The sequence below is a fragment of the Roseovarius sp. PS-C2 genome (assembly GCF_018862045.1).
Classification (GTDB): domain Bacteria; phylum Pseudomonadota; class Alphaproteobacteria; order Rhodobacterales; family Rhodobacteraceae; genus Roseovarius.
Genome location: NZ_JAHKSQ010000005.1, coordinates 368,591 through 383,776, shown reverse-complemented (window position 1 = coordinate 383,776; position 15,186 = coordinate 368,591). Strand labels below are relative to the sequence as shown.

General features: G+C 65.6%; 13 protein-coding genes. 10 read left to right on the top strand and 3 right to left on the bottom strand.

Annotated elements, in window-relative coordinates; translation table 11 throughout:
- Nucleotides 1–3 precede the first annotated feature (3 nt).
- Nucleotides 4–393 (top strand): hypothetical protein, encoded by a 390-nt coding sequence (locus KPG71_RS12105; RefSeq protein ID WP_216338315.1) that lies wholly within the window; start codon nucleotides 4–6, stop codon nucleotides 391–393.
- Complete coding sequence (locus KPG71_RS12100) at nucleotides 393–1,778, top strand: aspartate aminotransferase family protein (protein ID WP_216338367.1); 1,386 nt, start codon at nucleotides 393–395, stop codon at nucleotides 1,776–1,778. The genes KPG71_RS12105 and KPG71_RS12100 overlap by 1 nt, the downstream gene beginning before the upstream one ends.
- Before the next feature lie 57 nt (nucleotides 1,779–1,835).
- Here KPG71_RS12100 and truA read toward each other — a convergent pair whose 3' ends face one another.
- The gene (gene truA, locus KPG71_RS12095) at nucleotides 1,836–2,606 is read right to left on the bottom strand and encodes a tRNA pseudouridine(38-40) synthase TruA (protein ID WP_216338314.1); all 771 of its coding nucleotides are present in this window, start codon (nucleotides 2,604–2,606) and stop codon (nucleotides 1,836–1,838) included.
- Between the two features lie 110 nt (nucleotides 2,607–2,716).
- Here truA and KPG71_RS12090 point away from each other — a divergent pair, with 110 nt between their 5' ends.
- The 4 genes from KPG71_RS12090 to KPG71_RS12075 are packed head-to-tail and all read left to right on the top strand — an operon-like array spanning nucleotide 2,717 to nucleotide 8,364.
- A complete protein-coding gene (locus KPG71_RS12090) occupies nucleotides 2,717–4,132 on the top strand; it encodes a YcjX family protein (RefSeq protein WP_216338366.1) in 1,416 nt (471 codons plus the stop codon).
- Entirely contained in the window at nucleotides 4,129–4,578 is a 450-nt protein-coding gene (locus tag KPG71_RS12085; protein WP_216338313.1) for a GNAT family N-acetyltransferase, read from the top strand. Before KPG71_RS12090 ends, KPG71_RS12085 begins: the two co-directional genes overlap by 4 nt.
- Entirely contained in the window at nucleotides 4,575–5,573 is a 999-nt protein-coding gene (locus tag KPG71_RS12080; protein WP_216338312.1) for a YcjF family protein, read from the top strand. Before KPG71_RS12085 ends, KPG71_RS12080 begins: the two co-directional genes overlap by 4 nt.
- Nucleotides 5,574–5,610: 37 nt before the next feature.
- Complete coding sequence (locus tag KPG71_RS12075; RefSeq protein ID WP_216338311.1) at nucleotides 5,611–8,364, top strand: DUF2339 domain-containing protein; 2,754 nt, start codon at nucleotides 5,611–5,613, stop codon at nucleotides 8,362–8,364.
- Between the two features lie 104 nt (nucleotides 8,365–8,468).
- On the opposite strand, the gene KPG71_RS12070 is transcribed toward KPG71_RS12075, so the two are convergent.
- Both KPG71_RS12070 and KPG71_RS12065 read right to left on the bottom strand, forming a co-directional pair.
- Nucleotides 8,469–8,747, bottom strand: coding sequence for a hypothetical protein (locus tag KPG71_RS12070; RefSeq protein WP_216338310.1), 279 nt, complete (start codon nucleotides 8,745–8,747; stop codon nucleotides 8,469–8,471).
- A gap of 347 nt (nucleotides 8,748–9,094) precedes the next feature.
- Entirely contained in the window at nucleotides 9,095–9,505 is a 411-nt protein-coding gene (locus KPG71_RS12065) for a group III truncated hemoglobin (RefSeq protein WP_216338309.1), read from the bottom strand.
- A 216-nt stretch (nucleotides 9,506–9,721) separates the two neighbouring features.
- Between KPG71_RS12065 and ileS the strand changes: the two genes are divergently transcribed.
- The 4 genes from ileS (at nucleotide 9,722) to KPG71_RS12045 (ending at nucleotide 15,139) form a co-directional block, all read left to right on the top strand.
- Nucleotides 9,722–12,637 carry an isoleucine--tRNA ligase gene (gene ileS / locus KPG71_RS12060; RefSeq protein WP_216338308.1) on the top strand — a complete coding sequence of 972 codons (2,916 nt, stop codon included), beginning with the start codon at nucleotides 9,722–9,724 and terminating at the stop codon, nucleotides 12,635–12,637.
- 178 nt (nucleotides 12,638–12,815) lie between these two features.
- The gene (locus KPG71_RS12055; protein ID WP_216338307.1) at nucleotides 12,816–13,523 is read left to right on the top strand and encodes an ABC transporter permease; all 708 of its coding nucleotides are present in this window, start codon (nucleotides 12,816–12,818) and stop codon (nucleotides 13,521–13,523) included.
- Nucleotides 13,516–14,286 (top strand): ATP-binding cassette domain-containing protein, encoded by a 771-nt coding sequence (locus KPG71_RS12050; RefSeq protein WP_216338365.1) that lies wholly within the window; start codon nucleotides 13,516–13,518, stop codon nucleotides 14,284–14,286. The genes KPG71_RS12055 and KPG71_RS12050 overlap by 8 nt, the downstream gene beginning before the upstream one ends.
- Before the next feature lie 31 nt (nucleotides 14,287–14,317).
- Nucleotides 14,318–15,139: a substrate-binding domain-containing protein gene (locus KPG71_RS12045; protein ID WP_216338306.1), complete on the top strand. Its 822-nt coding sequence runs from the start codon at nucleotides 14,318–14,320 to the stop codon at nucleotides 15,137–15,139.
- The last annotated feature ends 47 nt before the right edge of the window (nucleotides 15,140–15,186 follow it).

Below are 15,186 nucleotides of genomic sequence, written 5' to 3'. Positions count from 1 at the left end.
CCGTTGATCGTTTTTATTTCCGGCTCGTTCCGGTCCGGCCCCGGTTTTCGCCATTCGGGGCGGAAAACCTGCGCAAAACCTGTCAAACCCGTGATTTGTGGCCTCATCCGAGCCGAATTTGCGATTCCGATCAATGTTTTTATCGGGCGCGGCCGGGAATTTCGGCTTTTGCGAAAGACCGGTTCGGGCAAAATGCACGAAAAAACCGCGCTTTATACGGCGGTTGCCGGAACACCCCTTTGCCAGCGCCTCAATCTGGCTTTAAGCAAACCCATAAACTGGATATATCAGCCACAGAGGTTTCAAGGCTCTATCGAAGGCAGGAAATTGCGCGGGCCGTGGCCCGCAACCCGGCCTTCGGGCCGGGCTTTAACGGATGGAGCACCCCAATGATGGACGGCAATCTTCAAAACGACATCGCAAAAGTGGTCGAGGCCGACCGCGCCCATGTCTGGCATCACCTGACCCAGCACAAACCCTTCGAAACCGGCGAGCCGCGCATCATCGTCGAAGGCCGCGGCATGCGCGTCTGGGACCAGCACGGCAAGGAGTTCCTCGATGCCGTGTCCGGCGGGGTCTGGACGGTGAACGTGGGCTATGGCCGCGAACGCATCGCCAACGCCGTGCGCGATCAGCTGATCAAACTGAACTATTTCGCAGGCTCCGCCGGGTCGATCCCCGGCGCGCAGTTTTCCGAGAAACTGATCTCCAAGATGCCTGGCATGAGCCGCGTCTACTATACCAACTCCGGCTCCGAGGCGAACGAGAAAGCCTTCAAAATGGTCCGCCAGATCGCGCACAAGCGCTACGGCGGCAAAAAGCACAAGATCCTCTACCGCGACCGCGATTATCACGGCTCGACCATCGGGGCGATGTCCTGCGGCGGACAGGATGAGCGCAACGTGCAATACGGCCCCTTCGCGGGCGGGTTCGTGCGTGTGCCGCACTGCATGGAATACCGCGCGCAATGGGACCTGACCGGCGAGGACTACGGCCAGCGCGCCGCCGACGCCATCGAAGAGGTGATCCTCGCCGAAGGCCCCGATACCGTCGGCGCGCTCTGCCTCGAACCGGTCACCGCGGGCGGCGGCGTCATCACCCCGCCCGAAGGTTACTGGCCTCGTGTGCAGGAAATTTGCCGCAAATACGATATCCTGCTGCATATCGACGAGGTCGTCTGCGGCGTGGGCCGCACCGGCACCCACTGGTTCGGCTATCAGCATTACGGGATCGAGCCCGATTTCGTGACCATGGCCAAGGGCGTGGCCAGCGGCTATGCCGCCATCGCCTGCTGCGTCACCAACGAGCGCGTGTTCGAGATGTTCAAGGAAGACATGACCGACCCGCTCGATTACTTCCGCGATATCTCGACCTTCGGCGGCTGCACCGCCGGTCCCGCCGCCGCACTGGAAAACGTGGCCATCATCGAAGAAGAGGGCCTGCTGGAAAACACCACCGTGATGGGCGATTACATGCTCGACCAGCTGCGCGCCCTCCAGGACAAGCACAAGGTCATCGGCGATGTGCGCGGCAAGGGGCTGTTCCTCGGGGCCGAACTGGTGTCGGACCGCGCCAGCCGCGAGCCGGTGCCGGAAAAACAGGCACAGGCCGTGGTGGCCGAATGCAACGCGGCGGGCGTGATCATCGGCGTGACCAACCGCTCGGTGCCGGGGTTCAACAACACCCTGTGCTACTCGCCCGCGCTGATCTCCACCAAGGACGATATCGACCAGATCGTCGCGGCGACGGACACGGCCCTGACCAAGGTGTTCGGCTGACACGCCGCACACCCATCCTTTCCCCTCCTGCCCGGCGCCATCGCGTGCCGGGCTTTTTTATGCGGTAAACGGATCGTCCGGGTATCCCACCCCGGCCAGGTACAACCCCTGCGGCGGGCAGACCGGGCCACAGGCCGCGCGATCCCGCGCCTCAAGCGCATGTTTCACATCCTCGGGCGCCCAGGCCCCCGCCCCCACACGCTCCAGCGTGCCTACGAAGCTGCGCACCTGGTTGTGCAGGAACGACCGCGCGCGCAGCCGAAACTGCACCTCCGGCCCGCTGACGCCCTCGACCCGCGCAATCTCCAGCGCGTCCAGCGTCTTGACCGGGCTTTGCGCCTGACAGATCGAAGACCGGAACGTGGTGAAATCGTGCTTGCCCAGCAGATGCGCCGCCCCCGCGCGCATCGCCTCGATATCCAGATCCTGCGGCACCTGCCAGACCAGCCCCTTTTCCAGCGTCGCAGGCGCGCGCCGCATCAGCAGGCGGAACAGATACCGCCGCTCCACGGCGGAAAACCGGGCGTGCCAGTCGTCATCGACCCGCGCACAGCCGACAATCGCCACCGGGTCGGGCTTCAGATGGAAATTCAATGCCTCGGACAGCCGGAACGGCGCCCAGTCCCTCTCCATGTCGCAATGCGCCACCTGCGCCAGCCCATGCACCCCCGCATCCGTGCGCCCGGCGGCGGCAATGGTATGCGGCCCCGGCTCCAGCCGGCCCAGCGCCGCCTCGATCGCCCCCTGAACCGAGGGCTGATCGGCCTGCCTTTGCCACCCGGCAAAAGGCGCACCGTGATATTCCACTTTCAACGCGTATCTGGGCATGTCCGCCAAATACCCCGCCCCCCGCCGGGGAACAATCCCCCAAACCTCCCCTCTGGCAACCGGGCCGGGGCATGGCTATCTTGATCGTCATACAGGCAAGGGGGCCGCAGTTGATCATCACCGATATTGCCGATGGCCTGACCCGCGGGGTCGAAAACGTCACCGACACCCTGTCGGAAACCCTGTTCGAGCCGGTGATCCGCCTCGGCGTCACCGGCCTGTCGCGCGCGGGCAAGACGGTGTTCATCACCTCGCTGGTCGCCAACCTGATGGACCGGGGCCGCATGCCCGGCCTTCTGGCCGCGTCCGAGGGCCGGATCAGCGCCGCCTTCCTGCAACCCCAGCCCGACGATACCGTGCCGCGTTTTGATTATGAATCGCACCTCGCCGCGCTCACCGCGCCCGACCCGCGCTGGCCCGACAGCACGCGCGCCGTGTCGGAACTGCGCCTGTCGCTGCGGGTGCGGCCCACCGGGTTGCTGGCCGGGTTGTCGGGGCCGCGCACCGTGCATCTGGATATCGTCGATTACCCCGGCGAATGGCTGCTCGATCTCGCCCTGCTCGACAAATCCTATGCCGACTGGTCAACCGAGGTTCTGAGCCGCATCGCAAACCGCCCGCAGGCCGCCGCCTATCTGGAACAGGCGCGAGCCACCGATATCGCCGCCCGGCTCGACGAACCCGTGGCGCAATCGCTGGCCAAGGGTTTTACCGCCTACCTGAACGCCGCCCGCGACGCGGGATTCTACGACTGCACACCGGGGCGTTTCCTGCTGCCGGGCGATCTGGCCGGATCGCCCGCACTGACCTTTGCACCGCTCGCCCCACCCGACAGCCCGCCGCGCAAATCGCTCTGGCGGGAAATGGAGCGCCGCTTCGAGGCCTACAAGGCGCAGATCGTCAAACCCTTCTTCCGCGATCACTTCGCCCGGATCGACCGCCAGATCGTGCTGGTCGATGCGCTCGGCGCGATCCATGGCGGGCCGCAGGCGGTCGAGGACATGCGCCGCGCCATGGCCGATATCCTGTCGGCCTTCCGTCCGGGGCGCAACGCCTTCCTGAGCCGCCTTCTGATGGGCCGCCGGGTGGAAAAGATCCTGTTCGCCGCCACCAAGGCCGATCACCTGCACCACACCCAACATGCCCGCCTGACCGCGATCATGGCGGCGCTGACCCGCGAGGCCCGCGACCGCGCGGATTTCGCCGGGGCCGAAACCCAGTCGATGACCCTCGCCGCCCTGCGCGCCACGGTCGAGGAAACCGTCCGGCACGACGGCCGGACCCTCGATTGCGTGCGCGGGCGCCTTCTGGAGACCGGCAAACAGGCGGCCTTCTATCCCGGCGAACTGCCCGAAGACCCCGCACGCCTGCTGACCCCGGCGCGCGACGGGGCCGACAAATGGCTCGATGCCGACTATCAGGTGATGAACTTCGCCCCCGCGCGCCTGACGCTCAGACCCGGCGAAGGGCCGCCGCATATCCGGCTGGACCGTGCCGCGCAGTTCCTGATCGGGGACCGGCTATGACCGTGACGCGCGCCCATATCGGCCACGCGCCGCATCTTCTGGCGATCCTCTGGGCCTTCACCCGCAACACGTCATGGCTGCCGCAGGTGCGCTCGCGGCTCACCGATTTGCGTGTCATGCTCAAGGTGATCCGCCGGGGCTGGGTGCAGGTGGTGCATGACGCGCAGGGCCCCGCCGGGTTCATCGCCCGCGACGGGGGGCGTATCCATGCGCTCTATGTCCACCCCCGCGCTCGCGGGCGCGGCGTGGGCCGCCTCTTGCTCGATGACGCAAAAACCAGCACCGACCGGCTGGACCTGTGGGTGCTTCAGGCCAACGCCCCGGCGCGCCGCTTCTATGTGCGCCACGGCTTTGCCGAGGCCACCCGCACCAACGGCGCGGGCAACGATGAAAACCTGCCCGACATCCGCATGGTCTGGCAGGCAACGCACGGGGAACAGCCATGACCAAAGGCCCGATCCTGATCGACCTTTCAGACGACGCACAGGTGCCCACGCCCGATACCGCGCCGCCGGTGCCCGATCCCGATACGCCGCCCCGTCCCGAAGGGCGCGCAATGCAAACCGTGGCCACGCTGGCCGCGCGCAAACCCTCGCGGCTGGCGCGGCTGTTCTGGGGGCTGCTGGTGGCGATCCTCGGCGCGGTCGTCTCGGTCGCGGCATGGGATTTCGTCAACGGGCTGATCGCCCGCGCGCCGCTTCTGGGCTACGGCGTCACCGGCCTGATCGCCGCCTTGGTGCTGGTGCTGCTGGTCATCGCCCTGCGCGAACTGGCGGCGTTTTCCCGGCTGGCGCGCATCGACCGCCTGCAATCTCGGGCCGAGGCCGCACTGTCCGGCGACAGCCTGGCAGAGGCCCGCGCCGTCGTGGCCGACCTCACCGCGCTTTATGCGGGGCGCAAGGACACCCGCTGGGGCCGTGACCGCCTGTCCGATCTCAGCGCCGATCAGTTCGACGCCGCCTCGCTTCTGGGGCTGGCCGAATCCGAACTTCTGGCCCCGCTCGATCAGGCCGCCACACGGGAAATCGAGGCCGCCGCCCGTCAGGTCGCCACCGTGACCGCCGTGGTGCCGCTGGCCTTGGCCGATGTGGTGGCGGCGCTGACATCGAACCTGCGGATGATCCGCCGCATCGCGGAAATCTACGGCGGGCGTTCCGGCACATTGGGCAGCTGGCGGCTGGCCCGCGCGGTGATGACCCATCTCGTTGCCACCGGGGCCGTGGCCGTGGGCGACGACCTGATCGGCTCGGTCGCGGGCGGCGGGGTGCTGTCGAAAATCTCGCGCCGTTTCGGCGAAGGCGTGGTCAACGGAGCCCTGACCGCCCGAGTCGGCGTCGCCGCGATCGAGGTCTGCCGCCCCCTGCCCTTCACCCGGTCGCGCCGCCCTTCGGTAACCGGGCTGGTCAAACGCGCGTTGACGGGCCTGTTCGGCTCACGCTAGGGCTGCGCAACGTATTTTCGTTTCAAGGAATTGGCGTATGGAAATTCTGGGCGTTCTGAGTGCGATTTTCGGCCTTCTGATCGTGATCGGCGTTCCCTATCTGCTGATTTCGCATTCGGAGCTGAAACGCCGGGTCAAAGCGCTCGAACTACGCGCCGAGGCCCTCTCCTCCACCCTGAACGCCAACCGACAGGACACGCCCGACAGCCAGGACACCCCACGCCCTGCCGCTCCCGCTGCCCCCCCTGCCCCTGCCATAGCTGCACCCCCGGACAACACCCCGGCGGACATCAGCGCCACGCCCGCAAATCCCCCCTCCCCAAAGCCAACCCCCGATCCCGAGCCGCGCGCCTATGTGTTCCGACCGGACAGGCTACAGGCCCTCGGCCGTTGGCTCGGCGGCAACTGGCCGCTGGCTTTGGCCGGGCTGTCGCTGGCGCTGGCGGGCGTCTTCATGGTGCAATACGGCGTGGAGAACGGGCTGCTCACGCCTGTCTGGCGCGTCATTGGCGCGCTCACCCTTGGCGCGGCGCTGATCGCCGGCGGCGAGGTGATCCGCCGCCGCCACGGCGACGACACCGATACGCCCACCGGCTTCCTGCCCTCCACGCTCTCCGCCGCCGGGCTGGTCTCGCTCTTCGCGGGCATCCTCGCCGCGCGCGGGCTCTACGGGCTGATCGGCCCGACACCGGCGCTGGCCGGGCTGGTGGCGGTGGCCGCGCTGGCCATCGTGCTGGGCTGGTTCCACGGCCCGCTTCTGGCGGCGGGCGGGATCATCAGCGCCACCGCCGCGCCCTTCCTCGTGGGCGGATCGTCGGATGCGCCGTGGCTGTTCTACTATTACTTCGCCCTGATCGCCGCCGCCGGGCTGGCGGTGGATACGGTCAAGCGCTGGGCCTGGGTCTCGGCGCTGGTGCTGATTGCCACCACCGGGGCGTCATGGCTGATCTTCTCGATGGGCGCGGGCGGGCTGCACCTCCTGATCGCCCTGCTGATCGTCACCGCCCTGACCCTGATCGCCCCGAACCGCAGCCTGACCCCCACACATGACGGCACGTCGCTCCTGGGCGCGGCCCTGGGCCGCCGCCCGCTGCCCGGTTTCCCCACGCGGCTGGCCATCGGCATGATCCCCGCCGCCGCCATCGGCGGCGTCCTCGCGATGCAAGAGGCCGATACCCTCGCCGGCGTCTGGCAGGCGGTGGCGATGCTGGCGCTGATGCTGGGTGCCGCGCTGATCTGGCTGCGCAACGCCCCGGCGCTGGCCGATCTCACTCTGGCCCCGGCGCTGGCCCTGCTGGCGGGAATCGTCCTGCAGGCCGCCTATCCGTCCGGTCCGCTCCATGCCGCCTTTGCCGCCGCGCCCGAGGCCCCGCCGGAAACGCCCCTGCCGCTGAGCGTTTCGATCCTGCTGGCCATCGCCGCCGCCGGATCGGCACTGGCCTTCTGGCGGATGAAACGCGCCGCTGAGGCCGATACCGGCCCGACCCCGGCCATCCTCTGGGCCATCGGCGCGGCCTGCTTTGCCGCCACGGCCACGCTGCTGCTGGACTTCACATGGCACCCCGCCCGCGTTCTGGGCTCATACGGCTGGGCGCTGCACGCCCTCGCCGTCGCCGCCCTGATGACCCTGCTGGCCGAACGCACCGCCGCCACCCCCGACAAGGCCGAACGCCGCCTGCGCACCGCCCTGTTCGCCGTATCGGCCCTGACCATGATCGCGCTGGCGCTGTTCCTTCTGCTGTCGCAAACCGCGCTGACGCTGGCCCTGTCGGTGATGGTGCTGGGGGTCGCGCTGATCGACCGGCGCTATGACCTGCCGCTTCTGGGCTGGTTCATTCAGCTCGGGGTGATCGTGATCGGCTATCGCCTGATCGTCGATCCCGGCGTGTTCCACGGCATCGAAGCGAGCTTCCCCGAGGCGATACTGGCCTATGGCGGCCCGCTCGCCCTGTTGGCCGCAGGCTGGAAGATGCTCGATCACCGCACGGGCCAGCCCGTGCGCATCGTGGTCGAAAGCGGGATATGGACCCTTTCGGCGGTTTTCGCCTGCGTCCTGCTGTTTCAGATCATGGGCGAGAACGACATGGGCTCGCACTGGGGCATGGGCCTGCTGGCGACCGTCTGGTTCGCCTCGGCGGCCAACCAGCTCTATCGTCTGCGTATGGGCGGGCGGCTGTTCAGGGCGGTCCGCCTTGTGCTGGCCGCTCTCTTCGCCCTTGCCGGGCTGGGGGCGGCGGCCCTGCAGGCAACCCTGCTCAACCCGCTGTTCAAGGGGCTGTTCGGATCGCTCGAACGGGTGCAGGGCCCGCCAATCCTCGACAGCCTCGCCGTGGCCTACCTGCCACTGGCGGCGGTGTTCGCCGTGGCGGCATGGCGGCTGGACACCCTGCCGCGCCTGATGCGCCGCTTGCTGGCGGTGATCTCGGCGGCATACGCGGCCTATTACATCGCACTGGAAATCCGCCGCCTCTGGCGCGGGCCGCTCCTGTCGGTGCCCGATGTCACCCAGCCCGAGCTTTACAGCTATACCGTCGCCATGATGATCGCCGCGCTCGGGGCCCTGCTGGTGGCGTTCTGGCGGCGCTCCAGCCTGCTGCGGCGGGTGGCCATGGCGGGCGTGGCCCTGACCGTGGCCAAGGTGTTCCTGATCGACATGGCCGGGCTCAGCGGCCTGATCCGCGTCGCCTCGTTCCTCGGACTGGGGCTGGCGCTGGCCGGTCTGGCATGGCTCGACAGGATGATGTCGGCGCAATGGGGCGATGCGCCCCGCACGAATGACTCCCCCGGCTGAACGCCACCCGGTCCCTTTCTTGCGCGATCCCCGCAGAAAGAGATCGCGACCGGGCGCGCCGGGGCGAAACGGCGGTCAGGCCTGCAAGGAAATGTATGCCGTTGTCACTCCTGCGTCGCTTGTGACGCGCCGCTTTCCGGGGCCGTCGTGACCACACCGCTGGTGTCAGTCGTGGCACTTCCGCTCTGGCCGATATTTACGTCGTCCGAGCCGCCACCGAGGCTCGCCAGGAGGATGAGTCCGCCAAGCAACGCGACAATGACAAGCAGCGCGGTCAGCGATCCGCTTGTGGATGCCATTCCGCCGGGGTCTTCAGGGGTATAGATATCCCGAGACGGTCTGGGACTCAGATGGTCATTTGGATGGTCATGTGGGATTTGCATGGTTTCCTCCTCTCTCACATTACCTCCTCACCCTAAGTCATATCCGGTTCCCCCCGCTGACCGGCGCTGGCCGCTGGTCGACTCCGGCGAATCTCGGCTCTTTCGGCTTTCGCGCTCCGGCGAAAAGAAGCCATGACAAAGGCGGCGATGGAACTCGGCCAAATTCCGCCCCCGCAAGTACGGGAATCGGGACACAAAGCGCCGATCCGCACAGCCTGTCTGGAAACCCTTTGCCTCACCTGCCGGCGTCATGGCGCGCGATTTGCGTCCATGATGCAGTCACATCCGGGCCAAAGCCCCGAGTTTCGTACAAAACCCGCGTACACATCGTACGTTTCGTACGAAACTCAGCGCAGCTTTGGGATACCGCCCGGCAGGGTCTCGCGCTCCACGACACCGGCGCGCAGACTGCGCCCGATGCGATGCGCCAGCGCCGACCACGCGACGGCCTTTTCCGGCGGCAATTCGACCCGCAGCGTGGCGTCGAACAGATCGAGCCATGTGGAAAACATCCCCGGCTTGACGTTCCCCGCCTTGATATGCGCGGCCATCGGACTTCCGTCGTAACTGCGTTCGTGCAGGATGGAATTTGCCCAGAAATCAACGACTTTCGCCTCATGCGCGGGCCAGTCTTCGACATGCACCGCAAACACCGGCCCCAACCCCGGATGCCGCCGCACCGCCGCATAAAACGCCGCAACGACCCGCTCGATCTCGGGCCGGGTGATGTCGAAACGGGGGGGCAGTGCGTTTGTCATACCCCTTATTTGGAGCGCTCCGCCCCCCTGTGCAAGCGCCTACTGGACCTCGCGGTTGCCCAAGCCTATAAGGCGGGCATGTTACGGATACCGGCCATTGCGATCCGAATTACCGGCCCGGCGCTCTGACCTGACGGAGTTGCCGGGGCTTTTCGCGTGCAAACATATGACACGCAACGCTTTTTCCAGACACGACAGTGACAAAGGACGCCCCCGATGTGCGCCGAAACGACTGACACGCCCGACTACAAAGACACCCTGAACCTGCCCAAAACCGACTTCCCGATGCGCGCAGGCCTGCCCAAGCGCGAGCCCGACTGGCTGGACCGTTGGTCCCGGATCGGCATCTACGACCGCCTGCGCGAACAGGCCGGGGATCGCAAGCCCTTCATCCTGCATGACGGCCCGCCCTATGCCAACGGCCACCTGCATATCGGCCACGCATTGAACAAGATCCTCAAGGACATGGTCGTGCGTTCCCAACAGATGATGGGCCGCGACGCTCGTTATATCCCCGGCTGGGATTGCCACGGCCTGCCCATCGAATGGAAGATCGAGGAACAGTACCGCAAGAAGGGCAAGAACAAGGACGAGGTCGATGTCGTCGATTTCCGCCAGGAATGCCGCAAGTTCGCCGAGGGCTGGATCGACATCCAGCGCGACGAATTCAAGCGCCTCGGGATCACCGGGAAATGGGAAAAACCCTATCTTACCATGAACTTCCGCGCCGAGCGCATCATCGCGGAAGAGTTCCAGAAATTCCTGATGACCGGCACGCTCTATCAGGGCTCCAAGCCGGTCATGTGGTCCCCCGTGGAAAAGACCGCCCTGGCCGAGGCCGAAGTCGAGTATCACGACAAGGAGAGTTTCACCATATGGGTGAAGTTCCCGGTCCTGACCGACGGGGACTTGCAAGGCGCCAACGTCGTCATCTGGACCACCACCCCCTGGACCATCCCCTCGAACAAGGCCGTCGTCTTCGGCGACAGCTTCGACTATGGCCTTTACGAGATCACGGACACGCCCGAGGAATGCTGGGCCAGCGTGGGAGATCGTTTCATCCTCGCCGACAAACTGGCCGGCGATGTCATGACCCGCGCGCGGCTGGATGACGGCATGTGGAAACGCGTCCGCTCGGTCAGCGCCGAGGAACTGTCGGGGCTCAGCCTCGCCCACCCCCTCGCCGGGGCCGAAGGCTCGAACGGCGAATGGGACGACCCCCGCGATTTCCGCGCCGCCGATTTCGTGACCGACGAGGAAGGCACCGGATTCGTTCACTGCGCCCCCTCGCACGGGATGGAGGAATTCGAACTCTACCGCGATCTGGGCATGCTGGAGCAGGTCATCACCTACAACGTGATGGACGATGGCGGCTTCCGCGCCGATCTGCCGTTCTTCGGCGGCACGTATATCCTTGATCGGAAGGGCAAAGAGGGCAATGCAAACAAGGCCGTGATCGACAAGCTGGCCGAGGTCGGCGGCCTTCTGGCGCGCGGCAAGATCAAACACAGCTATCCCCATAGCTGGCGCTCCAAGGCGCCGGTGATCTATCGCAACACCCCGCAATGGTTCGCCGCCATTGACCGCGAGGTCGGCGATGGCAAGGACCAGTATGGCAAAACCATCCGCGAACGCGCGCTGAACTCGATCGACCAACTGGTGACATGGACGCCCAAGACCGGGCGCAACCGGCTCTATTCGATGATCGAGGCGCGGCCCGACTGGGTGCTGTCGCGTCAGCGCGCATGGGGCGTGCCGCTCACCTGCTTTACCAGGGTCGGCGCCCTGCCCACCGATCCCGATTACCTTCTGCGCGACGAGGCCGTGAATGCCCGTATCCTCGAAGCCTTCGAAACCGAAGGCGCGGATGCGTGGTACAAGCCGGGCGCCAAGGAACGGTTCCTTGGCCATGACTATGACCCGTCCGAATGGAACAAGGTCGATGACATCCTCGACGTGTGGTTCGACTCGGGCTCGACCCACGCCTTCGTCCTGCGCGACCGCGACGATGGGGCCGACGACGGCATTGCCGATCTCTACCTGGAAGGCACCGACCAGCACCGCGGCTGGTTCCATTCCTCGATGCTGCAAGCCTGCGGCACCATCGGCCACGCGCCTTATCGCGGGGTGCTGACGCACGGGTTCACGCTGGACGAGAAGGGCAACAAGATGTCCAAATCGCTCGGCAATACTGTCGCCCCCGAGGACGTGACCAAACAATACGGCGCCGACATCCTGCGGATGTGGGTGGCGCAGTCGGACTATACCGCCGATTTGCGGATCGGGCCGGAAATCCTGAAAGGTGTGGCCGATGGCTATCGCCGCCTGCGGAACACCATGCGTTTCATGCTGGGTGCCTTGGCGCATTTCGAGGAATCCGACCGTGTCGAACCGTCCGAAATGCCCGAACTGGAACGCTGGGTCCTGCACCGTCTGGCCGAGTTGGATCACGTCGTGCGCAAAGGCTACAATGCCTATGACTTCCAGGGCGTCGTGCAACAGTTGTTCAACTTCGCCACGGTGGAACTGTCTGCGTTCTACTTCGACATCCGCAAGGACGCGCTCTATTGCGATGGCGATACCCTGCGCCGCCGGGCCGCGCGCACGGTGCTGGACATCCTGTTCAACCGCCTGACCACATGGCTGGCCCCGGTGCTGGCCTTCACCATGGAAGAGGTCTGGCTTGAACGGAATCCGGGCGAGGAGTCGAGCGTGCATCTGGTCGATATCCCCGAAACGCCCGCCGACTGGCTGGATGAACCGCTGGCCGCGAAATGGGCCAAGGTCCGTCAGGCCCGCCGTGCTGTTACTGCTGCACTGGAAATCCAGCGTACCGACAAGGTGATCGGCGCATCTCTCGAGGCCGCGCCCGTGGTGCATGTGCGCGATCCCGAGATGCTGGAGGCCCTGAAGAGCGTGAATTTCGAGGATATCTGCATCACCTCGGATATCCGCCTGACCGGCGATCCGCTGCCGAACGAAGCCTTCCGCATGCCCGAGGTCGAAGGTGTCGGCGTGGTGTTCGAGCGCGCCAGCGGAGACAAGTGCCAACGCTGCTGGAAAATCCTGCCCGATGTGGGGCTGCACAGCCACGCAGGCACCTGCAAACGCTGCAACGAGGCGCTTGGCTGATCACGGCCAGCAAAGAATTTACGGATTGATCCGGGCCGCCTTCGGGCGGCCCTTTTCGTTTCCTGCCACCGCAATGTCGTGTTCAGGGCGCCGGTCACGCATTTCCTCCCTTGCGCGGCCTGTCTTGACTGCGTTAGCTTTGCATAAATTCCGCGACCACGCGGGTGGAGGGGAAATTTTGCAGGATTTTGGAGAAGCATTTGGGCTTGCCCTGTCGCTTGTCGCGTCAGGCGATGCCGATCTTGTTGAAATCGTTGCACTTTCCCTGCGTGTCAGCCTGTCGGCCACAGGGCTTGCCTTGCTGATTGGCCTGCCCATCGGGGCGCTGGTGGCGATCACCCGGTTCACCGGGCGCAATGCGGTGCTGATTCTCTTCAACGCACTGATGGGGCTGCCGCCGGTGGTGGTCGGCCTGCTGGTCTACCTGCACCTGTCGCGTGCCGGGCCGCTTGGCTTCCTTGGGCTGCTTTACACCCCGACGGCCATGGTCATTGCCCAGACCATCCTGATCACGCCCATCGTCATGGCCCTGTCGCGGCAGGTGATCGAGGATTTGCATGCCGAATACGCCGATCAGTTCCGCTCGCTCGTTCTCAACCGCTGGCAACAGGTCACGGCCCTGATCTGGGATGCGAGGTTTTCCCTGCTGACCGTCGGACTGGCCGGGTTTGGCCGCGCCGTGGCCGAGGTGGGCGCGGTGATGATCGTGGGCGGCAATATCGACCACCTGACACGGGTAATGACCACGGCCATCGCGCTAGAGACATCCAAGGGCGATCTGGCGCTGGCACTCGCGCTTGGGCTGGTGCTGATGGTGATCGCGCTTGGCGTCAACGCCCTTGTCCAATCCCTGCGCATGACGGCGGTGCGCCATGCCTATGCGTGATGCCGTGACCAATATCGTCGAACTCGACGCCCTGCGTCAGGACGCCGGTGATCCGGCGGACGCGCGAGCGCTCGGGCTGCGGAACGTGTCGCTTGCCGTGGGCGGCAAGACCCTGATCGAAGACATGTCATTGGCGCTGTCGGTCGACGGGATCACCATGATCATGGGGCCGAACGGCGCGGGTAAGTCTATGCTGCTGAAACTGGCGCATGGGCTGATCGCGCCGGACAAGGGCAGCGTGACATGGGGCGGTGAACCGCTGAACGATGCCGGTCGCCGTGCGCAGGCGATGGTGTTCCAGAAACCCGTTCTGTTGCGTCGTTCGGTGGCGGCGAATGTCGATTTCGCGCTCAAGGCCCGTGGCATCCGCGATGCCGCCCGCCGTAACGACCTGCTGGATCATGTCGGCCTTCTAGGCCACGCCCGCCAGCCCGCGCGCCTGTTGTCGGGGGGCGAACAGCAGCGGCTTGCCCTGGCGCGCGCATTGGCGCTGAAACCTCGCGTAATGTTGCTGGACGAACCCACCGCCAGCCTCGATCCGGCCTCTGTCCTCAAGATCGAAAGCATCGTGGCAGAGGCGCACGCCGCTGGCACCAGGATCATCTTCGTCACCCACGATCCCGGTCAGGCCGGGCGTCTGGCCGATGACATCGTTTTCGTTCACCGGGGCCGTGTGCATGAACACGGCCCGGCGGACATGTTCCTGTCCCGCCCCGATACGGCGCAAGCGCGGGACTTTCTGCAAGGGCGCATCGTCGTCTGACTTTCATCTGGTAAACAAAGGGAGAATCCTGATGTCCATCAATTTGCGGTCCGGTGTGGCCACGGCCCTGGCCCTGGCTCTGTCGGCGGGGCTGGCCAACGCCGAGGACAAGTCGATCATCGTGCAATCCACGACCTCGACAGCGAATTCGGGGCTTTACGATTACCTGCTGCCGATCTTCGCCGAGCAGACGGGCATTCAGGTGAATGTCGTCGCCGTCGGAACCGGGCAGGCGATCAAGAACGCGCGCAACTGTGACGGTGACGTCCTGCTGGTTCACGCCAAGCCCGCCGAGGAAAAATTCGTGGCCGACGGCATGGGCGTCGAACGGTTCGACCTGATGTACAACGATTTCATCATCGTCGGACCGAATGAAGATCCCGCTGGCGTGGGCGGTATGACCGATGCACAGGACAGCCTTGAGAGGATCGCCGACAGCGGTGCCCTGTTTGCCTCGCGCGGGGACGATTCCGGCACCCACAAGAAGGAAATGCGTCTCTGGGCCGACACAGATGTGAACCCGGCGGACGGGTCGGGCGAATGGTATCGCGAAACCGGCTCGGGCATGGGGGCGACGCTGAATGCGGGCGTCGGCATGGACGCCTATGTGATGACTGACCGCGCCACCTGGATCAGCTTTGAGAACAAGGGCGACTTCGTGATCCAGGTCGAAGGCGACGAAGACCTGTTCAACCAGTACGGCGTGATCCTCGTGAACCCCGCCAAATGCGAGAACGTCGATGCTGCGTCCGGGCAGGCCTTCGTCGACTGGCTGATCTCGGACGCGGGTCAGAAGGCGATCGGCGATTACAAGCTGAACGGCCAACAATTGTTCTTCCCGAACGCCGAGTAACCGGACTTTCACAAGTCAGGGCCGCGCCGGGGCTTGTCGGCGCGGCC